The organism is Micromonospora sp. NPDC049201, from assembly GCF_055586805.1.
On record NZ_JBVJHM010000001.1, the window covers coordinates 847,456 to 871,328 of the forward strand.

Genomic DNA, 23,873 nt, shown 5'->3' on the forward strand with positions numbered 1-23,873 from the left:
TTGTTCACCAGCCGCGAATGCCGACGTTTCGCTCCAGGCGCGGGGTCCGGACGCGACGGTGGGGGGCGGCGCCGTTGCCACCCCCCACCGTGCTCCCCGCCGGTGCGACCGTCAGCCCTTGTGGAACGACTGGCGCACCACACCCCCCACCAGCGCGCACCAGGTGCTGGTGCTGAGCTTGCCGGTGGGCGGCAGCCCGTGCAGGCGTTGCAGGTCCTTCACCGCGGTCCGGGTCAGGTGGTCGTACTCGCCGGTCGGGAGCACCTCCGCGTAGCCCTTGGAGGCGAGCATGAACTGCGCCGCGACCACCGGCACGCCGGTGTCGTGCTGGTCCAGCTCCGGAGCGAGCGTCTCCCAGGTCGGCGCCGTGAGCGTGGCGTCCACGTCGACCGGGATCCCGTTGCGGGCCTGCCAGTCCTGCACGGCCGCCACGGTGGCGGCGTCGAACACGCCGGTGACCGGCACGGCGTAGCCGCGGAACGTGAGCAGGTACTGCGCGACCTGGACGACCGGGCCGCCGACGAAGCGCCAGATGTCCGGCCAGCGGCGCGCCGGCACGTCACCCAGCGGGGTGCCGAGCTCGCGGAAGACCTCGCGGCGCAGCCGGGGGAACTCCCGGTAGAACATCGCGCCCGGGCACTGGGTGGCCCGGAAGTCCCAGTGGCCGAAGATGTCGTGCGCGTGCAGCCCGTACTGCCGGCAGATCGCGGTGCAGAGCCGGACCAGGCCGTCGAGCAGCTCCTCGGGCGGCGTCTCGGTGACGTAGGTGCCCTCGTTCTCGATGCCGATCGCGCGGCCGTTCTCACCCGGGCAGTGCGCCGAGATCATCTGCCGGTCGCCGGCCTGCAACCGCTCCAGGCTGCCGTGGCGTCCCTCCAGGACGTGACCGCCCCGGCTCACCGTGAAGTGCTGCCCGGTGTCCGACCAGCCGTTGCCGTCCATGTGCAGGTCCTGGCAGTCGCGGGCGAGCTGCTTGGCGTGTTCCTCGGAGTAGTCGGTGACGTTCGGGAACGCCATGTGGTGCACGATGATCTTGTTGGTCGGGATCGCGCTGACCGACAGCGGGTCGGCCGGCGGGCGGGCGGCCCACTCGTCGCAGCTGATGATCCAGTCGAGGTCCGCGCCCGGCGCGGCCTGCGCGGCGGCCGGAAACGCGAGGTCGCTCCCGACGACCGCGACCGCGGCGGCGCCGAGGCCGGCCCGCAGCAGCGTACGGCGGTCCAGCTCGGGGTGGTCGAAGTGCATGGCATCTCCTCGATGACCCGACCGATGCCGGGTGATGTAAAGGAACTCCAAGGTAAGCGCGCAAGTCGAAGAATATTGCCACCGGGCCGCGCCGCGCCAGAGGACAAATGCCATCACCTCTACGCTGGGCGCGGGCGGGGTCGGGGAGGACGTGTGCGGGGACTGGATCGGCGTGGGGTGCTCGCTGCCGCGGGCGGGTTGGTGGTCGCCGGGGTGGGCGTACCGGTGGGGCTGGCGCTCGGGCGCGACCGGCCGCCCTCGGTCCCGAACGGACGCCGGCCGGTCAGCATGGCCATGCACCTGCACGCCTCGTTCAGTGAGGGCGTCGCCAGCTACGCCGCCCACCTCGACCAGGCCCGCCGTAACGCCGTCGACGTGCTCTGGTGGACCGACCACGACTTCCGGGTGGCCGCGCACGACCACCGCCGCGTCGTCCACTTCGACGGGCCGGAGGAGCCGGAGGGCGGGCTCGCCTGGACCTGGCACCCGGCCACCGAGGGGCGACTCACCGACTCGTCCGCCGACTTCGTCGCCGTCCCGGACGCCGCCGACGGACCCGGCCGGGCGTTGCGCCTCACCGCCGCCGGCACCGGCACCCACTGGTACGCCGGCAAGGCGTGGAACTGGACGCACACCGGGAACATCGCCGACACCACGCTCCACCTCGACGTGCGACCCGAGTCGGCGGGCCGGGAGGCCACGCTGACCGTCGAGATCGCGTTGTCCCACCACCCGGTCGGGCCCGGCCGGCCCGCCGGGCAGTTGGTGCTGCGCTACCGGCTCGGCGGCACCGACGTGGCCCGGCACACCGTCGACGGCCGGCACGGCACGGTCGACCGGCCCGCCCCGGCCGGCGTCTGGCGGCGGCACACGTTCGACCTGCTCGCCGACGTCCGGCGGCTCTGGCCCGACCTGGTGGCCGGCGACAACTCGCTGCGCGGGCTGCGCCTCGGCGTCACCGTCACCGGCGGCGCGCGGGGCGCGTACCTGGTCGACCGGCTGGTCTTCGACCGGGCCCGCCGTGCCGGGCAGGCGGGCGAGGAGCTGCGCGCCGAGGTGCTGCGCGGCTACGCCGGGGCGTACCCGGAGGTGACCCACCACCGGGCGTACGAGGTGTCGATGGTGCGCCACCTCAACTGGTTCGGCGGCGACGGCACACTGCCCCGCTTCCCGTCCCCGCCGGTGCGGGACAACGACGTCGACGCGACCGAACGGATGGTGGAGTTCCTGCACGCCCACGGTGGCGTGGTCTGCTGGAACCACCCGCTGGACGTGGAGCGGCGCGACTCACTGGCCCGGTTGCTGGTGGCCCGGCGCGGGCTCGGCGTCGACCTGATCGAGATCGGACGGACCCCGGTCGAGGACCACCTCTGGGCGTACGACGTGGCGGCCCGCAACGCGATCCCGTTGACCGCCGTCGGCGTCACCGACGACCACGACGGCACCGACTGGCGGGCCGGGCGGGACCGGTGGATCACCTCCGTCTGGGCCGGCTCCACCCGGCGGGACGACCTGGTCGCGGCGCTGCGCGCCGGGCAGGCGTGGTTCGCCGACCTGGCCGCCTACCGGGGCGCGCTGGACCTGGAGCTGGGCGGTCGCAGCGCCATGGGCGCGTTGCCCACCGTCGCCGACGACACCGTGACGGTGCGGGTGCGCGCCACCGACCTGCCGGCCGGGGCCGCCCTGGAGGTGGTCACCGGCGACGTCGACTCCGCCGGCGTCGCGGATCCGACGCCCGCGATCCGGACCGGACAGGTGCCGTGGCGTCAGCTCCGCCAGGGTTGGCACGACCTGCCGGTGCGGGTGGGGGCTGGGGCGTACCTGCGCACCCAGGTCCGCGATCGTGAGGGCGCCGTCGTCGCGGCGAGCAACCCGCTCTGGCTGCTGCGCCGACCCCCACCCGGCGGCGTCCCCCCGACCCGCCGCTTCTGACCACCCCACCGGGTCGCGCCGCCGACCGGGAGCGACCGACGGGCTGACGCTTGCCGGTGTCTGCTAACACTGGCGGAGTGTCCGTTACCGACCATCCGTTGCCCGCGGCCGGATCCGGGGCCGCCGTCCGGCGAGTGGAAGCATCCGTTGCGCCGATGGCCGGCAGCCCTGACGCGACCAGAATGACCAGCGAGGCGGCCACCGACATCCGCCCCTGGGACGTCGTGGAGTGGGTCGCATGAGCGGCTGGCAGCTGTCCGGCTACACGCCGGTTCGCACGCTCGGCTCCGGGGCGTCCGGCAGCGTCGTGCTGGCCACCCACGACAGCACCGGCACCCCGGTCGCGATCAAGTACCTGGTCCGCGATCTCGGCGCCGACTCCTCGTTCCGGGCCGCCTTCCGCGACGAGGCCCGGCTGCTCGGCGAGGTCGACGACCCGCACGTCAGCCGGCTCTACGAGTACGTCGAGTCCCCGCACGGCGCGGCCATCGTGATGGAACTGGTCGACGGCGTGTCGTTGCGGCAGATGCTGCGCGCACACGGCCCGACCACGCCCGAGGCCGCGCTCTGCGTGCTGAAGGGCTCGCTCGCCGGGCTCGCCGCCGCCCACGCCCACGGCGTCGTGCACCGCGACTACAAGCCGGAGAACGTGCTCGTCTCCGGTGCCGGGCTGAGTAAGCTCGCCGACTTCGGGATCGCCATGCCGATCGGTCGGGGCAGCGACACCACGGTCTCCGGCACGCCCCGCTACATGGCGCCGGAGCAGTGGACCGGCGCCCCGGCCAGTCCGGCCTGCGACATCTACGCCGCGACCGCCACGTTCTTCGAGTGCCTCACCGGGCGGCCCCCGTACCAGGGACCCGACCTGCTCTCCCTGCGCGACCAGCACGCCAGCGCGCCGATCCCCACCGATCCGGCGCCCGTGCCGGTGCACGAGCTGCTCCGCCACGGCATGGCCAAGCGTCCCGACGACCGGCCGCAACCGGCTGCGGTCTTCCTGGAGCTGCTGGACCGGGTGGCCGGCACCGGATACGGGCCCGACTGGGAGGAGCGTGGGCTGCGCGAGCTGGCCCGGCGGGCCGCCCTGCTGGCCGCGTTGTGGCCGTTCCCCGACCGGGCGGAGGGCGCCACCGCGGTGGCCAGCACCGCGCTCGGCGCCCCGACCGGACGGGGCCGCCTGGTCCAACGGGGACGCAAGCGCGTCCTGCTGGCGACCGGCGCTGTGGTCGCCGCCGTGCTTGTCGGTGGCGCCGGCTACAGCTACGCCGCCCGCGAGACCCCGGCCGCCGAGACGCCCGCCGGCCCGTCGCCGGCCGGCCCCACCGGCCCGGCCGCGCCGGACCCGACGGACACCGCGACACCGGACCCCACCGCCACCGCGCTCCCCACGCCGTCCGTCCCGCCCGATCCGCCGACCGGCACGCCGTCCGCCACCCCGGACGGCACGCGGTCGCCGACCCGGCCACCGGTACGCACCAGCGCGCCGGCCCCCACCCCGTCGCGCCGCACCGCGCCGCCGCCCCCGCCGGACGTCACCGCGCCGGCCGTCGGTGGGGTGACGGTCGATCCGGGCCAGCTCGAACCGAAGGGCTGCCCGTACGGTGTGCAGAGCAGCACCGTCACGGTCACCGTCACCGACGACCGCAGCGGCCCGGCCGCCCTGACGGTCACGTTCCGCTACCTGCTGGGGGGCGCCACCGGCACGGTCCGGATGGCCGCCGCCGGGCGCGGCGTGTTCACCGGCACGCTCGGCCCGCTGGCCGCGCCGAAGCAGAGCACCCGCATCCCGATCGAGGTCACCGCCGTCGACGCCGCCGGCAACGCGGCCACCTCGGCGTCCCCGGTGTACGTGACCCTCTACAACTACTGCACCCCCGGCTAGGAGGACGACGTGCTGCCCGCTGCCCCGCACCGTGGCCCGGACCGGGGACGGCCGGCGTGACCCGGCCGGAGGAGCCCACCGAGGCGCTGCCCACCCGCGCCCTGCCCGCCGAACCGGCCCGGGGCGAGCCCACCGTCCACCTCGTCCCGCCCCGGCCGCCGGTCGACGCGGACGCCACCGCGCCCCTGAGCGTCGACCCCGCCTGGCGGCCGACCGCGCACCTCGCGCGCCCGCCCGCGGCAGCCGACGCGACGGCACACCTCGCCGGCCCCGCCGCGTCCGGGCCGGTCGACGGGGAGTCGACCGTGCACTTCGGCAGCGGCACGGCCGGCGGCGGAGAGCCGACCGTGTACCTCGGCGGTGGCACGGCCGGTGGGGCGGAGCCGACCGTGCACTTCGGCAGCGGCAGCGGCGCCGTCGGCGGCGGTGGCGGCGGCGGAGAGTCGACCGTGTACCTCGGCGGTGGCACGGCCGGCGGAGCGGAGTCGACCGTGCACCGGACCGGGCCGTGGTCGGCCGGGGGGCAGCCGACCGCCGGGTACCTGCCGACGGCCACCGGACCGACCGGACCGACGGCGGGGGCGACCGCCGGGGCGTACCGGGAGACGACTGTGGACGCGCGGGCGGCGAGCGGCGTTGCGGCGCCCCCGCCCGGCGGCGAGCTGCGCTTCGGGCCGGGCGTGCCGGCGACGCCGCCGCCGGCCCCTGCCTGGCCGACCGCACCACCGGGCCGCCCGCCGCGCCCGGTCTGGCGCCGCGTCGTCTCGGTGCTGTCCACGCTGCTCACCGCCGCGTTGCTGGTGACCGTCGGGCTCTACCTGTGGCAGCGGCTGCGACCGTTGGAGATCGAACAGGTCGCGGTGGCGGTGCCCCGACCGGCCGGGGTGGCCTGCGACGTGACCGTCGACGTCGTCGCCACGGTACGCACCAACGGGCACGCCGGCACGATCCGCTACCAGTGGTTCCGTTCCGACGCGCCGCCCGGCGCGCTGCTCGCCGAACGGGTCGGCAGCGGCCAGCGGACCGCGACGCTCACCCTCAGGTGGACGTTCAGCGGCGTCGGCGCCACGATCGGGACCGCCACCGTCAACATCGTCGAACCGACGCCGGTGCAGGCCGGTACGCGGGTCAGCTACCGCTGCCCCGGCGGCTGAGCGTTTCCCCGCGTGCCGCCCAGGGTAGGCCCACCCGGGATGAATCTGAACCCATGCGTGGAGGCCCTTCGATGAAAGACAACTTCGGTGACGCGGTGGGCGACGCGTTCCGTTCGGTGATGCTCTTCCTGCCCAAGGCGGTCGCGTTCGTCGCGATCCTGGTCGCCGGCTGGCTGATCGCCAAGGCGGTGCTGAAGCTGGTGGACAAGGTGCTGGAGCGGGTGCACTTCGACCGGGCGGTCGAGCGCGGCGGCATCAAGACCGCGCTGGCCCGCTCGAAGTACGACGCCAGCGACCTCGTCGCCAAGCTGGCCTACTACGCGGTGCTGCTGGTCACGCTCCAGCTCGCGTTCGGCATCTGGGGGCCCAACCCGATCTCCGACCTGATCGCCATGGTGGTCGCCTGGCTGCCGCGGGCGTTCGTCGCGATCGTCATCGTGGTGGTGGCCGCGGCCATCGCCCGCGCGGTGAAGGACATCATCTCCAGCGCGCTCGGTGGCCTCTCCTACGGCCGGGTGCTGGCCAACCTCGCCTCGGTGTTCATCCTCGGCCTCGGCGTGATCGCCGCGCTCAACCAGATCGGCGTCGCCACCGCGGTGACCACGCCGGTGCTGATCGCGGTGCTCGCCACCGTCGGCGGCATCCTGGTGGTGGGCGTCGGCGGCGGTCTGGTCCGGCCGATGCAGAGCCGCTGGGAGAGCTGGCTGACCCGGGCCGAGGAGGAGTCCCGGACCATCGCCACCCACGCCCGCGCCTACCAGGCCGGCCGGCGTGACGTCGAGGCCCGGCTCGCCACCACCGACCCGTACCGCGAGGCCGAGCTGACCCAGCCGGTGGCCGGGGACGCCGAGGCGGACCGCACCCAGCCGGTGTCCCGGGACGCCGAGCCGACCCAGCCGGTGCCGGCGTACGCGGGTGCCGCCGAGCCGACCCAGCCGGTGCCGGCCCCGGGCGCCGAGGACGCCACCCAGGTGATCCCGCCGCTCGGCGACTCCGGGCGCACCCCGCCGGCCGCGCCGCGCCAGCCGACCGCCGAGCGGGCGGCGGACAGCGAGGCGACGATGGTCATCCCGTCGGCCGACGTGGACAAGTTCCGCCGCTGAGCCGGGCGCACGACCGGGGCGGGATCCGATGCGGGTCCCGCCCCGGCGCGTGGTCAGCCGGGGTAGCGGCGCTCGGCCCGGCCGCCGGCCGCTCGAGGGTGGGCGCAGCTCCGCGTGTTCGTCGAACGCGGAGTCCGGTTAGGATCGTCGGCATGACCTGGCGATGGTGATCCCCTCCTGACCGACGAGGCCGCGGGCCGCCGCGGACACCGTGCACTCCGACCGGTGTCCGTCACGTCCCGTGGGAAGGCCCCATGCTCGTCGCTCCTGCCCGCGTGCCCGCGACCCGCCGACTGGCGGCGACGCTCTACGGCTACGCGTTCCTCACCGACCTCGTCCTGCTGTACCCGCTCTACGTCCTGCTGTTCGCCGACACCGGGCTGTCGGTCGGGCAGATCTCCTCGCTGTTCGTCCTCTGGTCGGCCGCCGGCATCCTGCTGGAGATCCCGTCCGGCGCGTGGGCCGACGCGCTGTCCCGGCGGCTGCTGCTCTGCCTGGCGCCGCTGCTCACCGCCGCCGGCTTCGCGCTCTGGGTGCTGCTGCCGTCGTACCCGGCGTTCGCCGTCGGCTTCCTGCTCTGGGGCGCGGGCGGCGCGCTGCGCTCCGGCGCGCTGGAGGCGCTGGTCTTCACCGAGCTGGACCGCCTCGGCGCGGCCGACCGGTACGCCCGCCTGATCGGTCGCGCCCGCACCGCCGAGGTGCTCGGCGCGGTCGGCTCCGGCGTGCTCGCCGGCCCGGTGTTCGCGCTCGGCGGCTACCTCGCGGTCGGCGCGGCAAGCGTGCTGACCTGCCTGCTCGCCGCCGCCGTCGCGGCGCGCCTGCCGGAGCGCCGGGCGCCGGCCACCGCGCCGGCGGCCGACCGACCGGTGCCGGCCGGCGCCGGCCCGGGGGAGACCGCCTCCGGCGGCGGCCTGGGAGAGGCCGCCCCCGTCGCGGGTCCGGGCGGGGACGCGGCCGGCGACGGGCCCGGCTGGCGGGAGAGCCTGCGCGGCGGGCTGGCCGAGGTGCGGGCCGACCGCGCGGTCCGCGCCGCCGTGCTGCTGGTCGCCGCCGTGGCCGCGATCTGGGGTGGACTCGACGAGTACACCGGGCTGCTGGCCCGCGACACCGGCGTCGCCGAGGCGGCCGTGCCGCTGCTGCTCCTGCTGGTGTGGGGCGGGATGAGCGTGGGCGGGCTGCTCGCCCCGCTGGGCGAGCGGCTGTCGCACCGCGGGTACGCCGGCCTGCTGGTGGTCGCGGCGGTGGCGACGGCGGCCGGGGCGTTGCTGCGCCGCCCGGCCGGGTTCCTGCTGCTGGCGGTCGCGTTCGCGGCGTTCCAGCTCGCCACCGTGCTCGCCGACGCGCGGTTGCAGGCGCGGATCACCGGCGGCGCCCGGGCCACGGTCACCTCGCTGGCCGGCATGGCCACCGACCTGACCACCGTCGCCTGCTACGCCGGGTACGGCCTGCTCGCCGGTGCGCTCGGCAACCCGGCCGCGTTCGCGGTGGCCGTGCTGCCGTACCTGGGGGTGGCGTTCTGGTTGCTCACCGGACGGGGGGTGACTCGCTGGAAAAAGGAACAATAGCCGCATTCAGCACTACGGTGAGTGTCGGAAACGACCGACCGCGGGAGACGATTGCGGTGACCCTGGAAGCAGAGCGCACGCTGCGCGACGAGGACCTCAGCGGGCTGGCGGAGCTGGCGGCCCAGCTACGGGTGGACGCGATCCGGTGCAGCACCATGGCCGGCTCCGGCCACCCCACCTCCAGCCTCTCCGCCGCCGACCTGCTCGCCGTGCTGGTCGCCCGGCACCTGCGCTACGACTGGTCCTACCCGGGCAACCCCGGCAACGACCACCTGATCTTCTCCAAGGGCCACGCCTCGCCACTGCTGTACGCGGTGTTCCGGGCCGTCGGGGCGATCAGCGAGCAGGAACTGCTGGAGACGTACCGCCGCGCCGGGTCGCGCCTCCAGGGCCACCCCACCCCGGTCCTGCCCTGGGTGGACGTCGCCACCGGCTCGCTCGGCCAGGGCCTGCCGGTCGGGGTGGGTGTGGCGCTCGCCGCCCAGTACCTCGACCGGTCGACCGCCCACGTCTGGGTGCTCTGCGGCGACAGCGAGACGGCCGAGGGGTCGGTCTGGGAGGCGCTGGACAAGGCCGGCCACTACGGCCTGCGCAACCTCACCGCGATCGTCGACGTCAACCGGTTCGGCCAGCGCGGCCCGACCGAACTGGAGTGGGACCTGGACACCTACCGTCGGCGGGTCGAGGCGTTCGGCTGCCGGGCGATCGTCGTCGACGGCCACGACCTCGGCGCGGTCGACGACGCGTACCGGCAGGCCCGGGACGCCGCCGGCCCGACCGTGGTGCTGGCCCGCACGGTCAAGGGCAAGGGCGTGCCCGAGGTCGAGGACGACCCGTCCTGGCACGGCAAGGCGTTCGACCCCGAGCTGGCCGACCGCGCGGTGCGGGCGCTCGGCGGGCCGACCCGGATCCGGGTCACCGGGCCACGCCCGCCCGCCGCGCCGCGCGCCACCGGGGCCGCGCCGGGACAACCCGACCTGCCCCGTTACGCGCGCGGCGCGAAGGTCGCCACCCGGGACGCGTACGGGGACGCGCTGTGCGCGCTCGGCGCCGCCCGGCCGGACGTGGTCGCGCTCGACGGCGAGGTCGCCGACTCCACCCGGGCCGAGCGCTTCGCCGACGCGTACCCCGACCGGTTCTTCCAGATGTTCATCGCCGAGCAGCAGCTCGTCGCCGCCGCCGTGGGCCTGGCGGTCCGCGGCCGGCGGCCGTTCGCGGCCACGTTCGCCGCGTTCTGGTCCCGCGCCTACGACTTCATCCGGATGGCCGGCGTCTCCCGCGCCGACATCGCCCTGGTCGGCTCGCACGCCGGCGTGGAGATCGGCCCGGACGGGCCCTCCCAGATGGGGCTGGAGGACATCGCCGCGCTGCGCGCGGTCCCCGGCTCCACGGTGCTGTGCCCGTCCGACGCGGTCTCCTGCGCGGCGCTGGTCGCCCAGTTGCCGGACCGGCCGGGCGTCAGCTACCTGCGCACCACCCGCGGCGCGTACCCGGTGCTCTACGAGCACGGCGAGGCGTTCCCGATCGGCGGCAGCCGGGTGGTACGCGACGGCGCCGACGTGGCGCTGCTCGGTACCGGCGTCACCGTGCACGTCTGCCTGGCCGCCGCCGACGAGCTGACCCGGGAGGGGATCGACGCCCGGGTCGTCGACCTCTACTCGATCAAGCCGGTCGACCGGGAGCGCCTGATCGAGACCGCTCGGGACACCGGCGGCCGGCTCGTGGTGGTCGAGGACCACTACCCCGAGGGCGGGCTCGGCTCGGCCGTGCTGGAGGCGTTGGCGGACCGGGCCGACCCGGTGCGCGTCCAGCACCTCGCGGTACGCGTACTGCCCGGCTCCGGCACCCCGACCCAGCAGCTCGACCGCGCCGGCATCGGCGTGCACGCCGTCGTCGCCGCCGCCCGCGCCCTCGCCTGAGGCGCAAGGAGGGGCCCCCTGTTAACGCATTCTGCATAACAGGGGGCCCCGCTTAACACGCGTGGGCCGGCGCGCCGGCATCGTCACCCGGGCAGCGCGTCGACGTAGACCCACCGGCCGTCCTCCCGGACGAAGCGGCTGCGCTCGGTCAGCACGCCGGGTCGGCCACCCTCCCGGTAGTGGGCCCGGAACCGCACCGTGCCGGTGCTGTCGAACAGGCCGCCCTGCCCCGTCTCCACCACCTCCAGCCGGGTCCACCGGGTGCCCGGGTCCAGCTCCAGCCGATCGGGCCGGGTGCCGGAGTGCCAACTGTGCCGCAGGTAGTCGGCGTCGCCGAGCGCGAACGCGCTGAACCGGGACCGCATCAACGCCTCGGCGGTGGCCGCCGTCGCGACACCCCGGTGTACCGGGGCGCAGCAGTCCTCGTACGGCCGGCCCGACCCGCACGGGCAGGCGGTGTTCCGTTTCGCCATTCTCCGATTCTCACCCGCCGCCGACAGGTGCAAGCAGGGGGCCCCGCTTAACGCCGGCATGTCAAGCGGGGCGCCCTCCTCTACCGGATGCGTTAACCGGGGGCCCCTCCTTACCCGCCGACCGGCGCCCGGAGGGGGCAGCGGGGGCTGGAGCGGCGCACTAGTGTCCGAGGCACCATGAGTGGCAGTCCGACCCGGCGCGACCTCGACCCGGAGCAGGTCGGTCACTACCTGGCCGCCTCGCTCGGGCCGGCCGGCGAGGTCGCGGCCTGCGGTCCGCTGACCGGCGGCGGGTTCGCCGCGGTCTGGTGGGTACGCCTCACCGACGGGCGTGAGGTGGTGCTCAAGGTCGGCCCACCGCCGGGCGTGCCACTGCTGCGCTACGAGCGCGACATGATCGGGGCGGAGGCGCGTTACCTGCGGCTGGTGGCCGACCGCGCGCCGGCAGTGCCGGTGCCGCCGCTGCTGCACCACGGACGCCATCCCGAGCTGGGCGACTGGCTGCTCACGGCGCGCCTGCCCGGCCGTACCCTGTGGGACCTGACCCGGGCCGGCGCGGACGTCGCCCCGCTGCGGGCGGAGTTCGGCCGCGCGCTGGCCGCCCTGCACGCCGTGCCCGACGGACGGCACGGCGACGGCGGACGGCACGGCGACGGCGGACGGCACGGCGACGGCGAACGGTACGGCGACGACGGACGGTACGGCTATGACGGCGGGCGGGCCGCCGCTTCCACCTGGCGGGGCGCGTACCTCGCGATGGTGGACGACCTGCTCGCCGACGCGGCGGACTGGGCGGTGCCGCTGCCCACGTCCCGGATCCGGGCGTCGGTCGCCCGGCACGCGGCAGTCCTCGACGCGGTCCGCCGTCCGGCGTTGCTGCACGTGGACGGCTGGGCGGGCAACGTGCTGGCGGTCGAGGGCCCGGACGGCACGCCCCGACTCAGCGGCCTGGTCGACGGCGAACGGTACCTGTGGGGCGATCCGCTGCTGGACCTGGTCTCGCCGCTGCTGTTCCGCCGCGCCGAGGACGAGCCGGACGATCCGCTGGTGCGGGCGTACCGGGCGGTGGCGCCGTTCCCGTTCGACGCGGCGGTGCGGCGGCGGCTCGGCCTCTACCGGCTGCACCTCTATCTGCTGATGACCGTGGAGATGCCCAGCCGTGGCATCACCGCGGCGTCGGACCCGGGCCGGGTGGCACGGCTGGCCGAGCTGCTCGACGCCGAGCTGGCCGACCTGTCCGGGCCGCTCGGTTGACCGGCGGCCGGCAAGGCCCGGCCTCGTCCGCCGCCGGCCGGCGGGGCGTGGGAGCGGCCACCCGCCGGGCGACCACTCACGGGACCGTGTCGACATGGACCTCGACGTCGTAGAGCAAACGTAGGTGGCGGCGGCCGTTGGTGACGCCGACGAAGACCGGCTCGCCGGCGGGGGTACGGCCCTGACGCCACACCTGCTGTCGGGCCGCCTCCCGCGACTCGTGATGGGCCTTGCCCTGGCGGTGCAGGAGCAGCACGCGGCGGGCGGTGGTCGGGTCGGTGTCGAGCTGGACGCGCAGCAGAGGCATGGCGGACCTCCTCATTCGGTGTTCAGCCAATTTACCGTCGTTAAGTTGGCTGTCCACTGTTTATGATGGCGTCGTGACCGCCACCCAGCCGCCGGTGTGGCTCCGGACGGAGCCGAACCGGGCGCGCCGCCGACCGCCGCTGACCCGGGAGCACATCGTGGACGCGGCGGTCTCCCTCCTGGACCGGCACGACGTCGACGGGCTGACGATGCGCCGCCTCGCCGAGCGCCTCGACGTGACACCCACGGCGCTCTACTGGCACGTGCGGACCCGGGACGACGTCCTGGACCTGGCCGTCGACCGGATCTTCGGCGAGGTGCCGATCCCGCCGGTGAGCGACGACTGGCGGGAGGACGTCCGGGCTCTCGTCCGCGCGTGGCGCGCCGCGATGCTCGACCACCCCTGGGCGTCGGGGCTGGTCGGCCGGCCGATGCTCGGCCCCAACGTGCTGGCCCGCACCGAGTTTCTCCAGGCCACGCTGGTGCGCGGCGGTTGCCACGGCCGTCAGCTCGCGGTGGTCACCCGGATGCTGGCCAACTACGTCATCGGCGCGTCGCTGACCGAGGCCACCTGGCGACGGGCCGCGCACCCCGACGCGCGGGCCGCCGCCCGCGCCCACGTGGCGGCGAGCGCCGCCGCCTATCCGACGCTGACCGCCTCCGGTCACCTCGACGACGGCCGGTGGAGCGACGACCTGCTGTTCGAGGAGGGCCTCACCGGCCTGCTCCGGGCCGCGGCCGGGCCCGGTACGCCGCCCGGACCGTGATGGGCACCGCCGGTCAGAGCCAGCCGGAGCGGCGGAACAACCGGTGCAGTGTCACCGCCAGCGTCGCCATGAGCAGCAGCGCGCCACCGTAGCCGTACCTCCAGTGCAGCTCCGGCATGTGCGCGAAGTTCATCCCGTACACGCCGGCCACCGCGGTCTGCGAGGCGGCGATCGCCGCCCACGACGCGATTTTGCGCATGTCGTCGTTCTGTTCCACCGCGAGCTGCGCCAGCCGGGACTGGACCAGCGAGGTGAGCAACTCGTCGTAGGCGCCGATCCGTTCGACCACCCGGGCCAGGTCGTCGGCCACCGCGGCGAACCGGGACCGCAGTGCGGTCGGCGGGCCGGCGTCGGACGGGTCCAGCAGCGCGCGCAGCGGGGCGCCCAACGGCAGCACCGCCCGCTTGAACTCGACCACCTCCCGTTTGAGCTGGTAGAGGTGCTGGATGTCGGCGCCGTGCTCGCGGGCGAAGACGCTCTCCTCGACCCGTTCCAGATCGCGTTCCAGGTGCTCGGCGACCTCCCCGTACAGCTCGACCATCCGGGCGCAGACCGCGTACGCCACCGCCCAGGGTCCCTGGGCCAGCACGTCGGGGCGGCGCTGCACCGCCTCGCGCACCGGGGCGAGCGCGCCGGTGGCGCCGTGCCGGACGGTCAGCGCGAAGCGGTCGCCGAGGAACACCAGCACGTCCCCGGTGTCGACCACCTCCGAGGTGGCGGTGAGTTCGCCGTGCTCGACGTACCCGGCGCTGCGCAGCACCACCAGCGTCACGTCACCGAGGCGCCGCACGGTGGGCCGGTGCCCGTCGGCGAGCGCCTGCTCCACCGCCGCCTCGTCGAGACCGAACGTCCGGCCGACCGCGGCCATCACCGCCGCGCCCGGCTCGTGCAACCCGAGCCAGACGAACGCGCGGCGGCCGTGGCGGGCCCGGGCGTACGCGTCGACGTAGTGCGGCCGGCCCGGTTCCCGCCGCCCGGCGACGTAGACCGCGCAGTCGACCACCGCGTCCGGGTTGGTCCGGCGTGGACGCTTCCCGGCCACCGGACGGTCGTGTCCGAGCAGGCGCCCGACGACGCCGGGCAGCCGTTCCCGCCATTGGATCCGGTCCACCGCGCACCTCCGCCCGCCGGGAAACCGACGGCCTACCGTACGGCCCGGCGGTGCGGCGGTGAGCCCCGGGCCGGGTCAACCGGCGGCGGTGGCGAAGACCACGATGTTGTCGGGGTAGCTGCCGGTGCGCGGGTCGAACCGACCACCGCAGGTGATCAGCCGTAGCCGGGCCGCCGCGCCGCCGCCGTACACCCGCTCGGTGGGGAAACGCGCCTTGGGGTACGCGCCGACACCGTCCACGGTGAACGCCGCGGTCCGGCCGTCGGCCCGGACCACCCGGACGGTGTCGCCGGGACGCAGCCGGCCGAGGTCGAAGAAGACCGCCGGCCCGCGGGTGGAGTCGACGTGCCCGACCAGCACCGCGTTGCCGGCCTGGCCGGGCGCCGGACCCGGCCGGTACCAGCCGGCGACCTCCGGGTGCTCCAGCGGCGGCACCTCCAGCGCGCCGCCGTCGTCGGTGGCCACCGCGACGATCTCGGCGTCGACGCCGATGCGGGGGATGACCACCCGCAGCGGCGCCGCGCGGGGGAGTGCCGGACCGGCGGAGCCGGGGCGCTCGGTGGCCGGCGCGGCGGACGCGCCCGGTTGGGGCGGCGACGCCGAGGTGCTGCCGAGACCGGCCGAGAGCAGCCCGGCACCGGTGGCCCCGGCCAGGGTGACGGCGGTGACGACGGCGGCGGTGCGGGCCCGCGACGGCCCACCCGCCCGACGCTCTGCTGGGGACAGGGTCCTACCTCCGTCCGGCGAGGACGCGGGGCCCGCGCCGGACGGACCGGCGCGGGCGACCCACTCGACGAACTGTCAGGCGGTGACGCCGGCCCGGCGCCGGCGACGGACCAGGACGTACGCCCCGCCGGCGAGCGCGCCGGCGGCCAGCGCGCCGCCCGCCACCAGCACTCCGGTGTCGCCGTCCCGGCCACCGGCGCCGGCCTGCGCGCCGCCGATCGGGGTGACGGTGAACGTGGCGCTGCCGCCGTCGCTGCCGTCGCCGCAGGTCGTGGCCACCGTGTACGTGCCGAGCGTGAACCCGGCGGTGAACAGTTCCGCGCTCAGCCCGCCGCCCGCCGCGGCCGTGGTGGACCTGACGTTCTGATCCCGGTCCGGCCCGGTGACCCGGAAGATCGCGTCACCGGCCTTCGGGTTGCACGTCGAGGTGAGCACTACCGTGCCGCCGACCGGGGTGGTGGCGGGAGAGACTCTGGTGTCCGCCAGCGCGGCGGCCGGGAGCAGCAGTGCGCCGAGACCCACGCCGACCGCCGCCGATCCGAGAATTGACTGTGCCTTCATCCGCGTCTTCCCTCACTTTTCGTCCGCTGTCTGCGTGGGACGTCGTTCGGGTGGCCAACTCCGTGACGAGCACCGGTGTGGCCAACACTAGGAGGGTTGCGGCGGTCACTGGGGGTAATTGAGAAATCTTCGTTGCCGTCCGGTGTCCCCCCTCCCGCCACCGGACGGCGGACATGCCGGCACAGGCGGCGCCGCGGCGGACAAAACGCCGCGCCGCGCGAGGTGAGCGCCGCCGCGCGCCCGGCACGGCTCAGCCGGCCGGCCGGACCAGCCCGACGTCGTACGCGAGAACCACCGCCTGGATCCGGTCCCGCAGGCCCAGCTTGGTGAGGATCGCGGAGACATGGGTCTTCACGGTCGCGGTGCTCACATGCAGCCGCTCGGCGATCTCGGCGTTGGACAGCGCACGGGCGGTCAGCGTGAGCACCTCCACCTCGCGGGCGGTCAACGCGGCGAGGGCCCGTTCGGCGGTGGGCGCCGGACCGGGCAGCCGGTCGGCGAACCGGTCCAGCAGCCGCCGGGTCACCGTCGGCGCCAGCAACGCCTCGCCCCGGGCCACCACCCGTACCGCCTCGGCCAGGTCCGCCGGGCGGGTGTCCTTGAGCAGGAAGGCGCTCGCCCCGGCGCGCAGCGCGGCGTAGACGTGCTCGTCGACGTCGAACGTGGTGAGCATGACGATCCGGGCCGGGCTGCCGGCGGCCACCAGCTCCCGGGTGGCCGCGATGCCGTCCCGCCGGGGCATCCGCACGTCCATCAGCACCACGTCGGGGCGGGTCCGGGTGGCCACCGCCACCGCCTCCACGCCGTCCGCGGCCTCGCCGACCACGGTCAGGTCGGCTCGCGCGTCGAGCACCGTACGCAGCCCGGCGCGGATCAGCTCCTGGTCGTCCACGACCACCACGCGCACGGTCACCGGATCTCCTTCGTTCGCGACTGCGGGGCTCGCAACCCCGGCTCGCTCCTCGCGCTCACCGGATCTCCTTCGTTCGCGACCGCGGGGCTCGCAACCCCGGCTCGCTCCTCGCGCTCACCGGGCCGCGCCGACCGGCAGTCGCGCGTGCACCCGGAAACCGCCGGTCGGCAGCGGGCCGGCGTCGAGGGTGCCGCCGAGCAGCCGGGCCCGTTCCCGCATGCCGACGATGCCGCGCCCACCCGTCGTCCCGGGCCGGCGGGCCGGCGTCGAGCCGTCGTTGACCACCTCGAGCCGCAGCACCCCGTCGTCGTACCGGACGTCGACGTCGGCCCGGGTGGCGTGCCCGTGCCGCAGCGCGTTGGTCAGCGACTCCTGCACGATCCGGTACGCCGAGAGCTGCACCCCGCCGGGCAGCTTCCCGCAGTCGCCCTCCCGGCGCAGCGTCACCGGCAACCCCACCGCCCGCACGGCCTCGACCAGCGCGTCGAGTTGGGCCAGCCCGGGCTGCGGCCCGTTCGGGTCGGTCCCGTCGTCGGCGGTCAACGCGTGCAGCATGGCGCGCAGCTCGGTGAGCGCGGACCGGGCCGCCGTGTGGATGGACCCGAGCGCGGCGCGCGCCTGTGCCGGCTGCTCGTCGAAGACGTCCTCGGCGGCGACGGCCTGCACGGCGATCACCGCCACGTGATGGGCGACCACGTCGTGCAGCTCGCGGGAGATCCGCTCCCGCTCCCGTGCGCGGACCTGCCGCTCCCACTCGCAGCGCCGCTGTTCCCGGGCGCGCAGCAACTCGCCGACCGACCAGCTCAGGCCGAGCGCGGTCACCGCGAGCAGCAGATCCCGCCAGTCACCGGTGACCAGCTTCCACGGCGTGCACGCCAGCAGCAGGCCGAGCGCGACAAGCGAGAAGCGGGGCGGCCGCAGCCGGGCCACGTAGGACAGCGGCGCGGCCACCAGCCCGAGCCAGCCCAGTGCCGGGCAGAGCGCCTCCAGGCCCACGCCGGCCGCCGCGGCCATCGCGAGCGCGTACCCGGGTCGGTAGCGGATCCACAGCAGACAGCTGGCCTGCCACGCGGCGAGGCCGACCGCGACGGCGGTGCCGCCCGGCGTGGTCGGGCGGGTGCCCGACGTCAGCAGCACGAGCAGCGACACGCCGAGCACGACGGCGGCGATGCCGCCGTCGATCAGCAGCAGCACGGACCGGGACCGGGACGGGCACCTCATGCCCCGGATGCTAGGCCGTCGGCCCACCGCCGTTCATCGGCCGGGAGACGGAGATGCGGCGGGGCGCTGGGTCCCGGGACGGAGGCGGGAACCGCTCCCCGGCGTGATCCGCGCGGTGCCCGTCCGGACCTAGCGTTGCCGGCAGTAGATCCGACCGGGAGGTACGCACCGATGGAGACCACGATCCCGAACGCCGGCGTCCGTCCGGCCCGTCGCCGTGACCGGCTGCTCACCGTGCTCGCCGCCACCGTCGCCACGCTGCTGGGCTGGGTCGTCGCGGTGCCGCTGGCCGGGGTGGTGCTGGTGGCGCGCAGCGGCGACGGCGAGCAGCGCGTCACGCCGCTCGCCGTCGCGGTCAGCACGCTGCTCGCCGGCCTGGCCGGTTGGGCGTTGCTGGCCCTGCTGGAGCGCGTCACCGGGCGGGCCCGGACCGTCTGGACCGCGGTCGCGGTGCTGGTGTTGCTGCTGTCCCTGGTCGGTCCGCTGGGCGGGGGAGCGGGTGGGCCGGCGACGGTGACCCTGGTGGTGCTGCACCTGGTGGCCGGCGCCGTGCTGGTGCCCGGGCTGCGGCGGACCGCCGCCGGCTGAGCCGTCGGGTCGGGGTCGCCGGCACGGGGGTGGGCGACCCCGACCCGATTATAAATCCAGGATCCTAGGATGCCTTACGGGTTGTGACGTCGGCGACCGTGTCGCGGTAGAGGACAAGGCAAGTGCGAACGGAAAGTTTCCGACCCCGATGTCGAGAACCGGCGGCCGGCTCCGTCCCCGGAGTGAACGCGGCCAGAATGGGCCGTACCCGCACCGAGGAGACCCATCATGGCGAAGTACCTGCTGCTGAAGCACTACCGTGGCGGCCCGACCCCGGTCACCGACATGCCGCTGCTGGACCGGTGGACGCCCGAGGAGGTGACCGCGCACGTGCAGTACATGAAGGACTTCGCGGCCCGTCTCGAGGAGACGGGCGAGTTCGTCGACTCGCAGGCGCTCGCCCCGGAGGGCACGTTCGTGCGCTACGACGGCGAGGGTCGCCCGCCGGTCACCGACGGTCCGTTCGCCGAGACGAAGGACCTCATCGCCGGCTGGATGGTGATCGACGTGGACAGCCACGAACGCGCCCTCGACCTGGCCGCGGAGTTGTCCGCCGCGCCGGGGCAGGGCGGCAAGCCGATCCGCGAGTGGCTGGAGCTGCGCCCGTTCCTGACCGCGCCGCCCACCATCACGGAGTGACCCGACCGATGGACGCGGTGCTGCTGCGCAGCCTCATCCCGGGCGTCCTCGGCGTCCTCGTCCGCCGCGGAGCCGACTTCGCGACGGCCGAGGACGCCGTGCAGGACGCCCTGGTCGAAGCGCTCCGCGTCTGGCCGGCGGACCCGCCGCGCGAGCCGAAGGCATGGCTGGTCACCGTGGCCTGGCGCCGGTTCCTCGACACGGCCCGCGCCGACGCCGCCCGGCGTCGGCGCGAGGACGCCGTCGACGAGGAGCCGGCGCCCGGGCCGGTGCCAGGGGTCGACGACACGCTCCGGCTCTACTTCCTCTGCGCGCATCCGTCGCTGACCCCGTCGTCCGCGGTGGCGCTCACCCTGCGCGCGGTCGGCGGGCTCACCACCCGGCAGATCGCCCGGGCCTACCTGGTGCCGGAGGCGACCATGGCGCAGCGGATCAGCCGCGCGAAGCGCACCGTGTCGGGCGTCCGGTTCGACCAGCCCGGTGAGGTCGCCACCGTGCTGCGCGTGCTCTACCTGGTGTTCAACGAGGGCTACTCCGGCGACGTCGACCTGGCGGCCGAGGCGGTCCGACTCACCCGACAACTCGCCGCCGCCATCGACCATCCCGAGGTGGCCGGGCTGCTCGCCCTCATGCTGCTGCACCACGCCCGCCGGGCCAGCCGGACCGCGCCCGACGGCGGTCTGGTGCCGCTGGCCGCGCAGGACCGCCGCCGCTGGGACACCGGCCTGATCGCCGAGGGGGTGCGGATCCTCCAGGCGGCGTTGGCCCGCGACCGGCTGGGTGAGTTCCAGGCCCAGGCCGCCGTCGCGGCGCTGCACGCCGACGCGCCCACCGCGGCGGAGACCGACTGGGTGCAGATCGTGGAATGGTACGACGAGCTGGTGCGCCTGACCGACAGCCCGGTGGTACGGCTCAACCGCGCGGTCGCCGTCGGCGAGGCGGACGGTCCGCGGGCCGGGCTGGCCGCGCTCGCGGCGCTGGACGAGACGCTGCCCCGGTACACGGCGGTGGCCGCGTACCTGCACGAACGCGACGGTGACCGGTCGACGGCGGCAACACTTTACGCCGAGGCCGCTCGTCGGGCGACCAATCTGGCCGAGCGTGACCACCTGATCCGCCAGGCCGCCCGCCTCAACACTCGGTGACCCGGCCGTTCCGGGGTGGACGTCGGCCGGTTCTCGGGGGTGCGCTCCGCAGGGGTCGGCGGGTCGGCCGCACGCTAGCCTGCGGGCATGGATCTGGGGCTGGACGGCGAGCGGGTGGCCGCGTCCCTCGCGCACCGACTCGACGGGCTGACCTTCGTGGATCTGACCACCGACCAGGTGACCGCCCGGCTGGTCGACGCCGTGGCGGAGTGGGCGACCGGCGAGGGTTGGCGGGTCTACCGCCGGGCGGCGAGCGTGGTGCCGTTGCCGCCGCCGCTGTCCGGGCGGCAGTCGGTGCTCGACGTCGCCTGCGCCCGGCCGGACCGTCCGCCGGTCGTCGTCGAGGTCGACCACACCGACCGTCGACGGACCGTGGAGAAGCTGCTGGCCGAGGCCGAGGCCGGGCGGGTCCCGATCTGGTTGCGCTGGGGCGTACCCGGGTTCACCGCGCCGCCCGCGCCGATCCGGATGGTGACGGTCGAGGTGTCCCGCCGCAACGGTCCGGCCGGCCAGGGGCGGCTGTACTCGCGGCGACCGGCGGTGGAGCGGCCGGCGCCGCCGCACTCGGTCCCGGCGGGCGGTCCCGGCGACCCGGTCGCGCTGCCGATCCCCACCCTCGACGAGGCCGACTGAGCTGAGCGGGGACGCGGCCGGCCCGGCAGTGCCCCGCGCCGGCCGCGAAACGCCCGCCGGCGACCGTTTCGCGGCCGGCGGCGGCCGAGGGAATGTCGGCGGCCCACCGGTGCCGCCGGGCCGTCGGCGCGCTCCGGCCACCGGTGCCGTCCGGCCGTGGACGTGTCATGCCGCCATTGTTGTTGTCGGCGTCGTCCCGGGATCGGCGCGAGGCGCCGGCGGGGTGGGTGACTCCGGCAGGCCGAGGGCCTCGTCGACCCGGCCGAGGACCGGGTCGTCGGTGCCGACCGCGCGCAGCAGGTCGATGGCGGTGGCCCGGATCTGTCCGAGATCATGATGAGGGGCAGGGGCGGCTGGGACTCGAACAACTGCGCGGCGATCCGGACCGCCTCCAGGGCGGCGGCGTCGGCCCGTTCGGCGCACTCGGTCGCCTCCTCGTCGCCGGTCAGGCTGTGCACCATGGCCTCGCCGGCGGCGCGGAGCGCGTCGGCGAGTTCGTTGATCGCCAGGGCCAGTTCGGGTGGGGTGGCGGTGTGCAGCCGGGTCAGGTGCACCCCGGCGCGGGCCAGCACCCGGATGTTGCGCGCGGCGTAGTCGAGTTGCCGGGTGGTGGCCTCGACCTCCCGGACCTGGCCGATGTGCCGGCGGCGGCGGACCCGTAGCCGCAACGTCTCACCGGTGGCCGCCACCGCCTCGCGCAGCCGATCCACGCAGTCGTCCACCTGGCGGGCCCGCTCCAGGGTCGCCCGGGCGGCGTCCTCGTCGCACCGGCGCAGCGCGTCGTTGATCCGGTCGAGCAGGTCGGCCAGGTCGGCGAAGGTCTGCCGGGCCTCGGCCACCAGCGGCGCGAGCGGGTCCCGGGCGACGATCAACTGGCTGGCCGCGATCGCCACCGCGCCGCCGATCAGCGCGTCGACGAACCGGAACGGCATCAGGCTGCCCTTCGGCGCGGCCACCACGACCAGGTACAACGCCGAGACGGCGGCCTGCACGGTCAGCGTGGTGCTCGCGCCGAGCACCACCATCAGTCCGAGGGTGCAGCCCAGGACCAGGAACACGGTGGTGGTGGTCGGGCCGAGGGCCTGCACGACGACGTCGGCCACCAGGATGCCGGCGGCCACCCCGAGGAGGATCTCGACGGTCTGCCGCAGTCGCTTGCCCCGGGTCTCGCCGAGCACCACCAGCGCGGCGGACGGGGCGAAGAACGGATCGGGGTGGCCGATCACCCGGGAGGCGAGGACCCAGGCGACGGTGGCGGCCACGGTCGCCTCGACCACCGACACCCAGTCCCGGCGTACCCGCCCGGCGGCGGCCCGCACCCAGTTCGGCATGTCCGTACCTCACCTCGGTCGCACCGGTCGGATTCACCGGGCCGGCCCGGTCGTCGCCCGCAGGTACCCCGACCGGCCCGCGTCCTAACGAGAGCACGCCCACGTGTGAGGTGGGGCCCCGTCTCTACCGGAGGCGTTAACAGGGGGCCCGGCCTTAAACCGCTCGGCGGTGCGGCTGCTGCCGGCGGTGGTGGTGATCGCCGCGACGTGGCGGGTGTTCGACCGGGCGACGGTGGCCGCCGCGTACGCCGAGCCGGCCCCGGCGGCGCCCGGGCCGGCGGTCAGCGCAGCGGGGGGACCGGCAGCGTGAGGTTCTGCGCGGCGGCCTCGTGCGCCAGCTCGATCAGTTCGACCACGGCGACCGCGTCGGCCGGGTCGACGGGCATCGGTGTGCCGTCGCGTAGCGCGGTCGCCACCTGGGCGTAGAAGTCCGGGTAGCGACCCGGTTCGGTGGGTACGGCCCGCAGGTCGTCGTCGGCGCCGAGCCGCCCGTACCGTTGCGGGTCGACCTCGCCCCAGCCGGGCTCGTCGGGGCGCCGGCCGGCGCGCAGCGCCGCCTCCTGCGGGTCCAGGCCCCAGCTCGTGTAGGCGGCCCGGTCGCCGAGGACCCGGAAGCGGGGGCCGGGCTGCGCGGTGACCGCGCCCGTCCAGAGGTGCGAGCGTACGCCGCCGGTGTGGGTGAGCGCGACGAACGCGTCGTCGTCCACCTCGGCGCCGGGCCGCCGCCGGTCCACCTCGGCGTAGACGTGTTCCACCGGCCCGAACAGGTGGACCGCCTGGTCGATGAGGTGGGCGCCGAGGTCGAACAGCGCGCCGCCGGCGTCGTCGGGCGTGCCGCTCTCCCGCCAGCCCGGCTTGATCGTCGGCCGCCACCGTTCGAACCGTGACTCGAACCGGGTGACCCGGCCCAGTTCGCCGGCCTCGACGAGCCGGCACACGGTGCGGTAGTCGCCGTCCCAGCGTCGGTTCTGGAACACGGTGAGCGGCACGCCGGCGGCGTCGGCGTCGGCCAGCAGCGCCCGGGCCTGCGCGCCGGTCGGGGCGAGCGGCTTGTCCACCACGACCGGTAGCCCGGCGGCCACCGCGGCCCGGGCCAGTGGCACGTGCTGCCGGTTCGGCGCGGCCACCACCACCAGGTCGAGCTGGTCGGCGGCCCGCCACAGGTGGTCCGCGTCGTCGACGACCCGGGCGTCGGGGTGGTCGGCCTGGGCCTGCGCGCGGCGCTGCGGGTCGCGGGTCACCACCGCGTCCAGCCGCAGGCCGGGAGTGGCGGCGATGAGCGGGGCGTGGAAGACCCGCCCGGCCGTGCCGTACCCGAGCAGTCCCACCCGCAGCGTCATGCCGCCGAATCTACGCGGCGCGGCGGCGCCGGGCGGCGGGGTCCCCGGCGGCGCTGCCCGCCGGT

21 protein-coding genes and 1 pseudogene are annotated in these 23,873 nt (G+C 75.6%); 12 read left to right on the forward strand and 10 right to left on the reverse strand.

Annotation, left to right across the window (positions count from 1 at the left end):
• Positions 1 to 111: 111 nt before the first annotated feature.
• Entirely contained in the window at positions 112 to 1,245 is a 1,134-nt protein-coding gene (locus ACZ6O5_RS03490) for a peptidoglycan recognition protein family protein (protein WP_465974281.1), read from the reverse strand.
• Between the two features lie 153 nt (positions 1,246 to 1,398).
• On the opposite strand from ACZ6O5_RS03490, the gene ACZ6O5_RS03495 reads away from it, so the two are divergent.
• From ACZ6O5_RS03495 to ACZ6O5_RS03520, 6 genes and pseudogenes are all read left to right on the forward strand, one after another.
• Positions 1,399 to 3,177 carry a hypothetical protein gene (locus tag ACZ6O5_RS03495; RefSeq protein WP_465974282.1) on the forward strand — a complete coding sequence of 593 codons (1,779 nt, stop codon included), beginning with the start codon at positions 1,399 to 1,401 and terminating at the stop codon, positions 3,175 to 3,177.
• A gap of 238 nt (positions 3,178 to 3,415) precedes the next feature.
• Positions 3,416 to 5,059 carry a serine/threonine-protein kinase gene (locus tag ACZ6O5_RS03500; RefSeq protein ID WP_465974283.1) on the forward strand — a complete coding sequence of 548 codons (1,644 nt, stop codon included), beginning with the start codon at positions 3,416 to 3,418 and terminating at the stop codon, positions 5,057 to 5,059.
• 56 nt (positions 5,060 to 5,115) lie between these two features.
• Positions 5,116 to 6,213: a hypothetical protein gene (locus ACZ6O5_RS03505; RefSeq protein WP_465974284.1), complete on the forward strand. Its 1,098-nt coding sequence runs from the start codon at positions 5,116 to 5,118 to the stop codon at positions 6,211 to 6,213.
• Positions 6,214 to 6,266: 53 nt separating this feature from the next.
• Positions 6,267 to 7,061: pseudogene (locus ACZ6O5_RS03510) on the forward strand (membrane protein); the annotation flags it as partial.
• Positions 7,062 to 7,570: 509 nt separating this feature from the next.
• Complete coding sequence (locus tag ACZ6O5_RS03515; protein ID WP_465974285.1) at positions 7,571 to 8,881, forward strand: MFS transporter; 1,311 nt, start codon at positions 7,571 to 7,573, stop codon at positions 8,879 to 8,881.
• 56 nt (positions 8,882 to 8,937) lie between these two features.
• Positions 8,938 to 10,800, forward strand: coding sequence for a transketolase (locus ACZ6O5_RS03520; RefSeq protein WP_465974286.1), 1,863 nt, complete (start codon positions 8,938 to 8,940; stop codon positions 10,798 to 10,800).
• A gap of 83 nt (positions 10,801 to 10,883) precedes the next feature.
• Here the strand turns inward: ACZ6O5_RS03520 and ACZ6O5_RS03525 are convergent, their stop codons facing one another.
• On the reverse strand, positions 10,884 to 11,273 hold the full coding sequence (locus ACZ6O5_RS03525) for a YchJ family protein (protein WP_465974287.1): 390 nt from the start codon (positions 11,271 to 11,273) through the stop codon (positions 10,884 to 10,886).
• Positions 11,274 to 11,450: 177 nt separating this feature from the next.
• Between ACZ6O5_RS03525 and ACZ6O5_RS03530 the strand changes: the two genes are divergently transcribed.
• On the forward strand, positions 11,451 to 12,527 hold the full coding sequence (locus ACZ6O5_RS03530; protein ID WP_465974288.1) for a phosphotransferase family protein: 1,077 nt from the start codon (positions 11,451 to 11,453) through the stop codon (positions 12,525 to 12,527).
• Between the two features lie 76 nt (positions 12,528 to 12,603).
• On the opposite strand, the gene ACZ6O5_RS03535 is transcribed toward ACZ6O5_RS03530, so the two are convergent.
• The gene (locus ACZ6O5_RS03535; protein ID WP_396778211.1) at positions 12,604 to 12,834 is read right to left on the reverse strand and encodes a hypothetical protein; all 231 of its coding nucleotides are present in this window, start codon (positions 12,832 to 12,834) and stop codon (positions 12,604 to 12,606) included.
• A 73-nt stretch (positions 12,835 to 12,907) separates the two neighbouring features.
• Between ACZ6O5_RS03535 and ACZ6O5_RS03540 the strand changes: the two genes are divergently transcribed.
• Positions 12,908 to 13,600, forward strand: coding sequence for a TetR/AcrR family transcriptional regulator (locus ACZ6O5_RS03540; protein ID WP_465974289.1), 693 nt, complete (start codon positions 12,908 to 12,910; stop codon positions 13,598 to 13,600).
• A 13-nt stretch (positions 13,601 to 13,613) separates the two neighbouring features.
• Here ACZ6O5_RS03540 and ACZ6O5_RS03545 read toward each other — a convergent pair whose 3' ends face one another.
• The 5 genes from ACZ6O5_RS03545 to ACZ6O5_RS03565 form a co-directional block, all read right to left on the reverse strand.
• A complete protein-coding gene (locus ACZ6O5_RS03545; RefSeq protein WP_465974290.1) occupies positions 13,614 to 14,711 on the reverse strand; it encodes a magnesium and cobalt transport protein CorA in 1,098 nt (365 codons plus the stop codon).
• 75 nt (positions 14,712 to 14,786) lie between these two features.
• Positions 14,787 to 15,437 (reverse strand): class F sortase, encoded by a 651-nt coding sequence (locus ACZ6O5_RS03550; RefSeq protein WP_465974329.1) that lies wholly within the window; start codon positions 15,435 to 15,437, stop codon positions 14,787 to 14,789.
• A gap of 75 nt (positions 15,438 to 15,512) precedes the next feature.
• Positions 15,513 to 15,998 carry a hypothetical protein gene (locus ACZ6O5_RS03555; RefSeq protein WP_281941438.1) on the reverse strand — a complete coding sequence of 162 codons (486 nt, stop codon included), beginning with the start codon at positions 15,996 to 15,998 and terminating at the stop codon, positions 15,513 to 15,515.
• 250 nt (positions 15,999 to 16,248) lie between these two features.
• The gene (locus ACZ6O5_RS03560) at positions 16,249 to 16,911 is read right to left on the reverse strand and encodes a response regulator (RefSeq protein WP_281941436.1); all 663 of its coding nucleotides are present in this window, start codon (positions 16,909 to 16,911) and stop codon (positions 16,249 to 16,251) included.
• 114 nt (positions 16,912 to 17,025) lie between these two features.
• On the reverse strand, positions 17,026 to 18,132 hold the full coding sequence (locus ACZ6O5_RS03565) for a sensor histidine kinase (RefSeq protein WP_465974291.1): 1,107 nt from the start codon (positions 18,130 to 18,132) through the stop codon (positions 17,026 to 17,028).
• A 171-nt stretch (positions 18,133 to 18,303) separates the two neighbouring features.
• On the opposite strand from ACZ6O5_RS03565, the gene ACZ6O5_RS03570 reads away from it, so the two are divergent.
• The 3 genes from ACZ6O5_RS03570 (at position 18,304) to ACZ6O5_RS03580 (ending at position 20,504) form a co-directional block, all read left to right on the forward strand.
• A complete protein-coding gene (locus ACZ6O5_RS03570; RefSeq protein WP_465974292.1) occupies positions 18,304 to 18,720 on the forward strand; it encodes a DUF6069 family protein in 417 nt (138 codons plus the stop codon).
• 228 nt (positions 18,721 to 18,948) lie between these two features.
• Positions 18,949 to 19,359: a YciI family protein gene (locus tag ACZ6O5_RS03575; protein WP_357306203.1), complete on the forward strand. Its 411-nt coding sequence runs from the start codon at positions 18,949 to 18,951 to the stop codon at positions 19,357 to 19,359.
• Between the two features lie 8 nt (positions 19,360 to 19,367).
• Positions 19,368 to 20,504, forward strand: a complete 1,137-nt coding sequence (locus tag ACZ6O5_RS03580; protein ID WP_465974330.1) for an RNA polymerase sigma factor — start codon at positions 19,368 to 19,370, stop codon at positions 20,502 to 20,504.
• A 236-nt stretch (positions 20,505 to 20,740) separates the two neighbouring features.
• On the opposite strand, the gene ACZ6O5_RS03585 is transcribed toward ACZ6O5_RS03580, so the two are convergent.
• Entirely contained in the window at positions 20,741 to 22,468 is a 1,728-nt protein-coding gene (locus ACZ6O5_RS03585) for an FUSC family protein (RefSeq protein WP_465974293.1), read from the reverse strand.
• A 169-nt stretch (positions 22,469 to 22,637) separates the two neighbouring features.
• Here ACZ6O5_RS03585 and ACZ6O5_RS03590 point away from each other — a divergent pair, with 169 nt between their 5' ends.
• Positions 22,638 to 22,778 (forward strand): hypothetical protein, encoded by a 141-nt coding sequence (locus tag ACZ6O5_RS03590; RefSeq protein ID WP_465974294.1) that lies wholly within the window; start codon positions 22,638 to 22,640, stop codon positions 22,776 to 22,778.
• Here ACZ6O5_RS03590 and ACZ6O5_RS03595 read toward each other — a convergent pair.
• Entirely contained in the window at positions 22,750 to 23,808 is a 1,059-nt protein-coding gene (locus tag ACZ6O5_RS03595) for a Gfo/Idh/MocA family oxidoreductase (protein ID WP_465974295.1), read from the reverse strand. The two genes, ACZ6O5_RS03590 and ACZ6O5_RS03595, sit on opposite strands and share 29 nt — an antisense overlap.
• Positions 23,809 to 23,873 lie beyond the last annotated feature (65 nt).

Excerpts from the sequence above, each read along its gene's own strand:
- ACZ6O5_RS03490 (WP_465974281.1), bottom strand. The coding sequence starts at position 1,245 with ATGCACTTCGACCACCCCGAGCTGGACCGCCGTACGCTGCTGCGGGCC.
- ACZ6O5_RS03500 (WP_465974283.1), top strand. The coding sequence starts at position 3,416 with ATGAGCGGCTGGCAGCTGTCCGGCTACACGCCGGTTCGCACGCTCGGC.
- ACZ6O5_RS03515 (WP_465974285.1), top strand. The coding sequence starts at position 7,571 with ATGCTCGTCGCTCCTGCCCGCGTGCCCGCGACCCGCCGACTGGCGGCG.
- ACZ6O5_RS03525 (WP_465974287.1), bottom strand. The coding sequence starts at position 11,273 with ATGGCGAAACGGAACACCGCCTGCCCGTGCGGGTCGGGCCGGCCGTAC.
- ACZ6O5_RS03530 (WP_465974288.1), top strand. The coding sequence starts at position 11,451 with ATGAGTGGCAGTCCGACCCGGCGCGACCTCGACCCGGAGCAGGTCGGT.
- ACZ6O5_RS03535 (WP_396778211.1), bottom strand. The coding sequence starts at position 12,834 with ATGCCTCTGCTGCGCGTCCAGCTCGACACCGACCCGACCACCGCCCGC.
- ACZ6O5_RS03555 (WP_281941438.1), bottom strand. The coding sequence starts at position 15,998 with ATGAAGGCACAGTCAATTCTCGGATCGGCGGCGGTCGGCGTGGGTCTC.
- ACZ6O5_RS03565 (WP_465974291.1), bottom strand. The coding sequence starts at position 18,132 with ATGAGGTGCCCGTCCCGGTCCCGGTCCGTGCTGCTGCTGATCGACGGC.
- ACZ6O5_RS03570 (WP_465974292.1), top strand. The coding sequence starts at position 18,304 with ATGGAGACCACGATCCCGAACGCCGGCGTCCGTCCGGCCCGTCGCCGT.
- ACZ6O5_RS03575 (WP_357306203.1), top strand. The coding sequence starts at position 18,949 with ATGGCGAAGTACCTGCTGCTGAAGCACTACCGTGGCGGCCCGACCCCG.
- ACZ6O5_RS03580 (WP_465974330.1), top strand. The coding sequence starts at position 19,368 with ATGGACGCGGTGCTGCTGCGCAGCCTCATCCCGGGCGTCCTCGGCGTC.
- ACZ6O5_RS03585 (WP_465974293.1), bottom strand. The coding sequence starts at position 22,468 with ATGCCGAACTGGGTGCGGGCCGCCGCCGGGCGGGTACGCCGGGACTGG.
- ACZ6O5_RS03595 (WP_465974295.1), bottom strand. The coding sequence starts at position 23,808 with ATGACGCTGCGGGTGGGACTGCTCGGGTACGGCACGGCCGGGCGGGTC.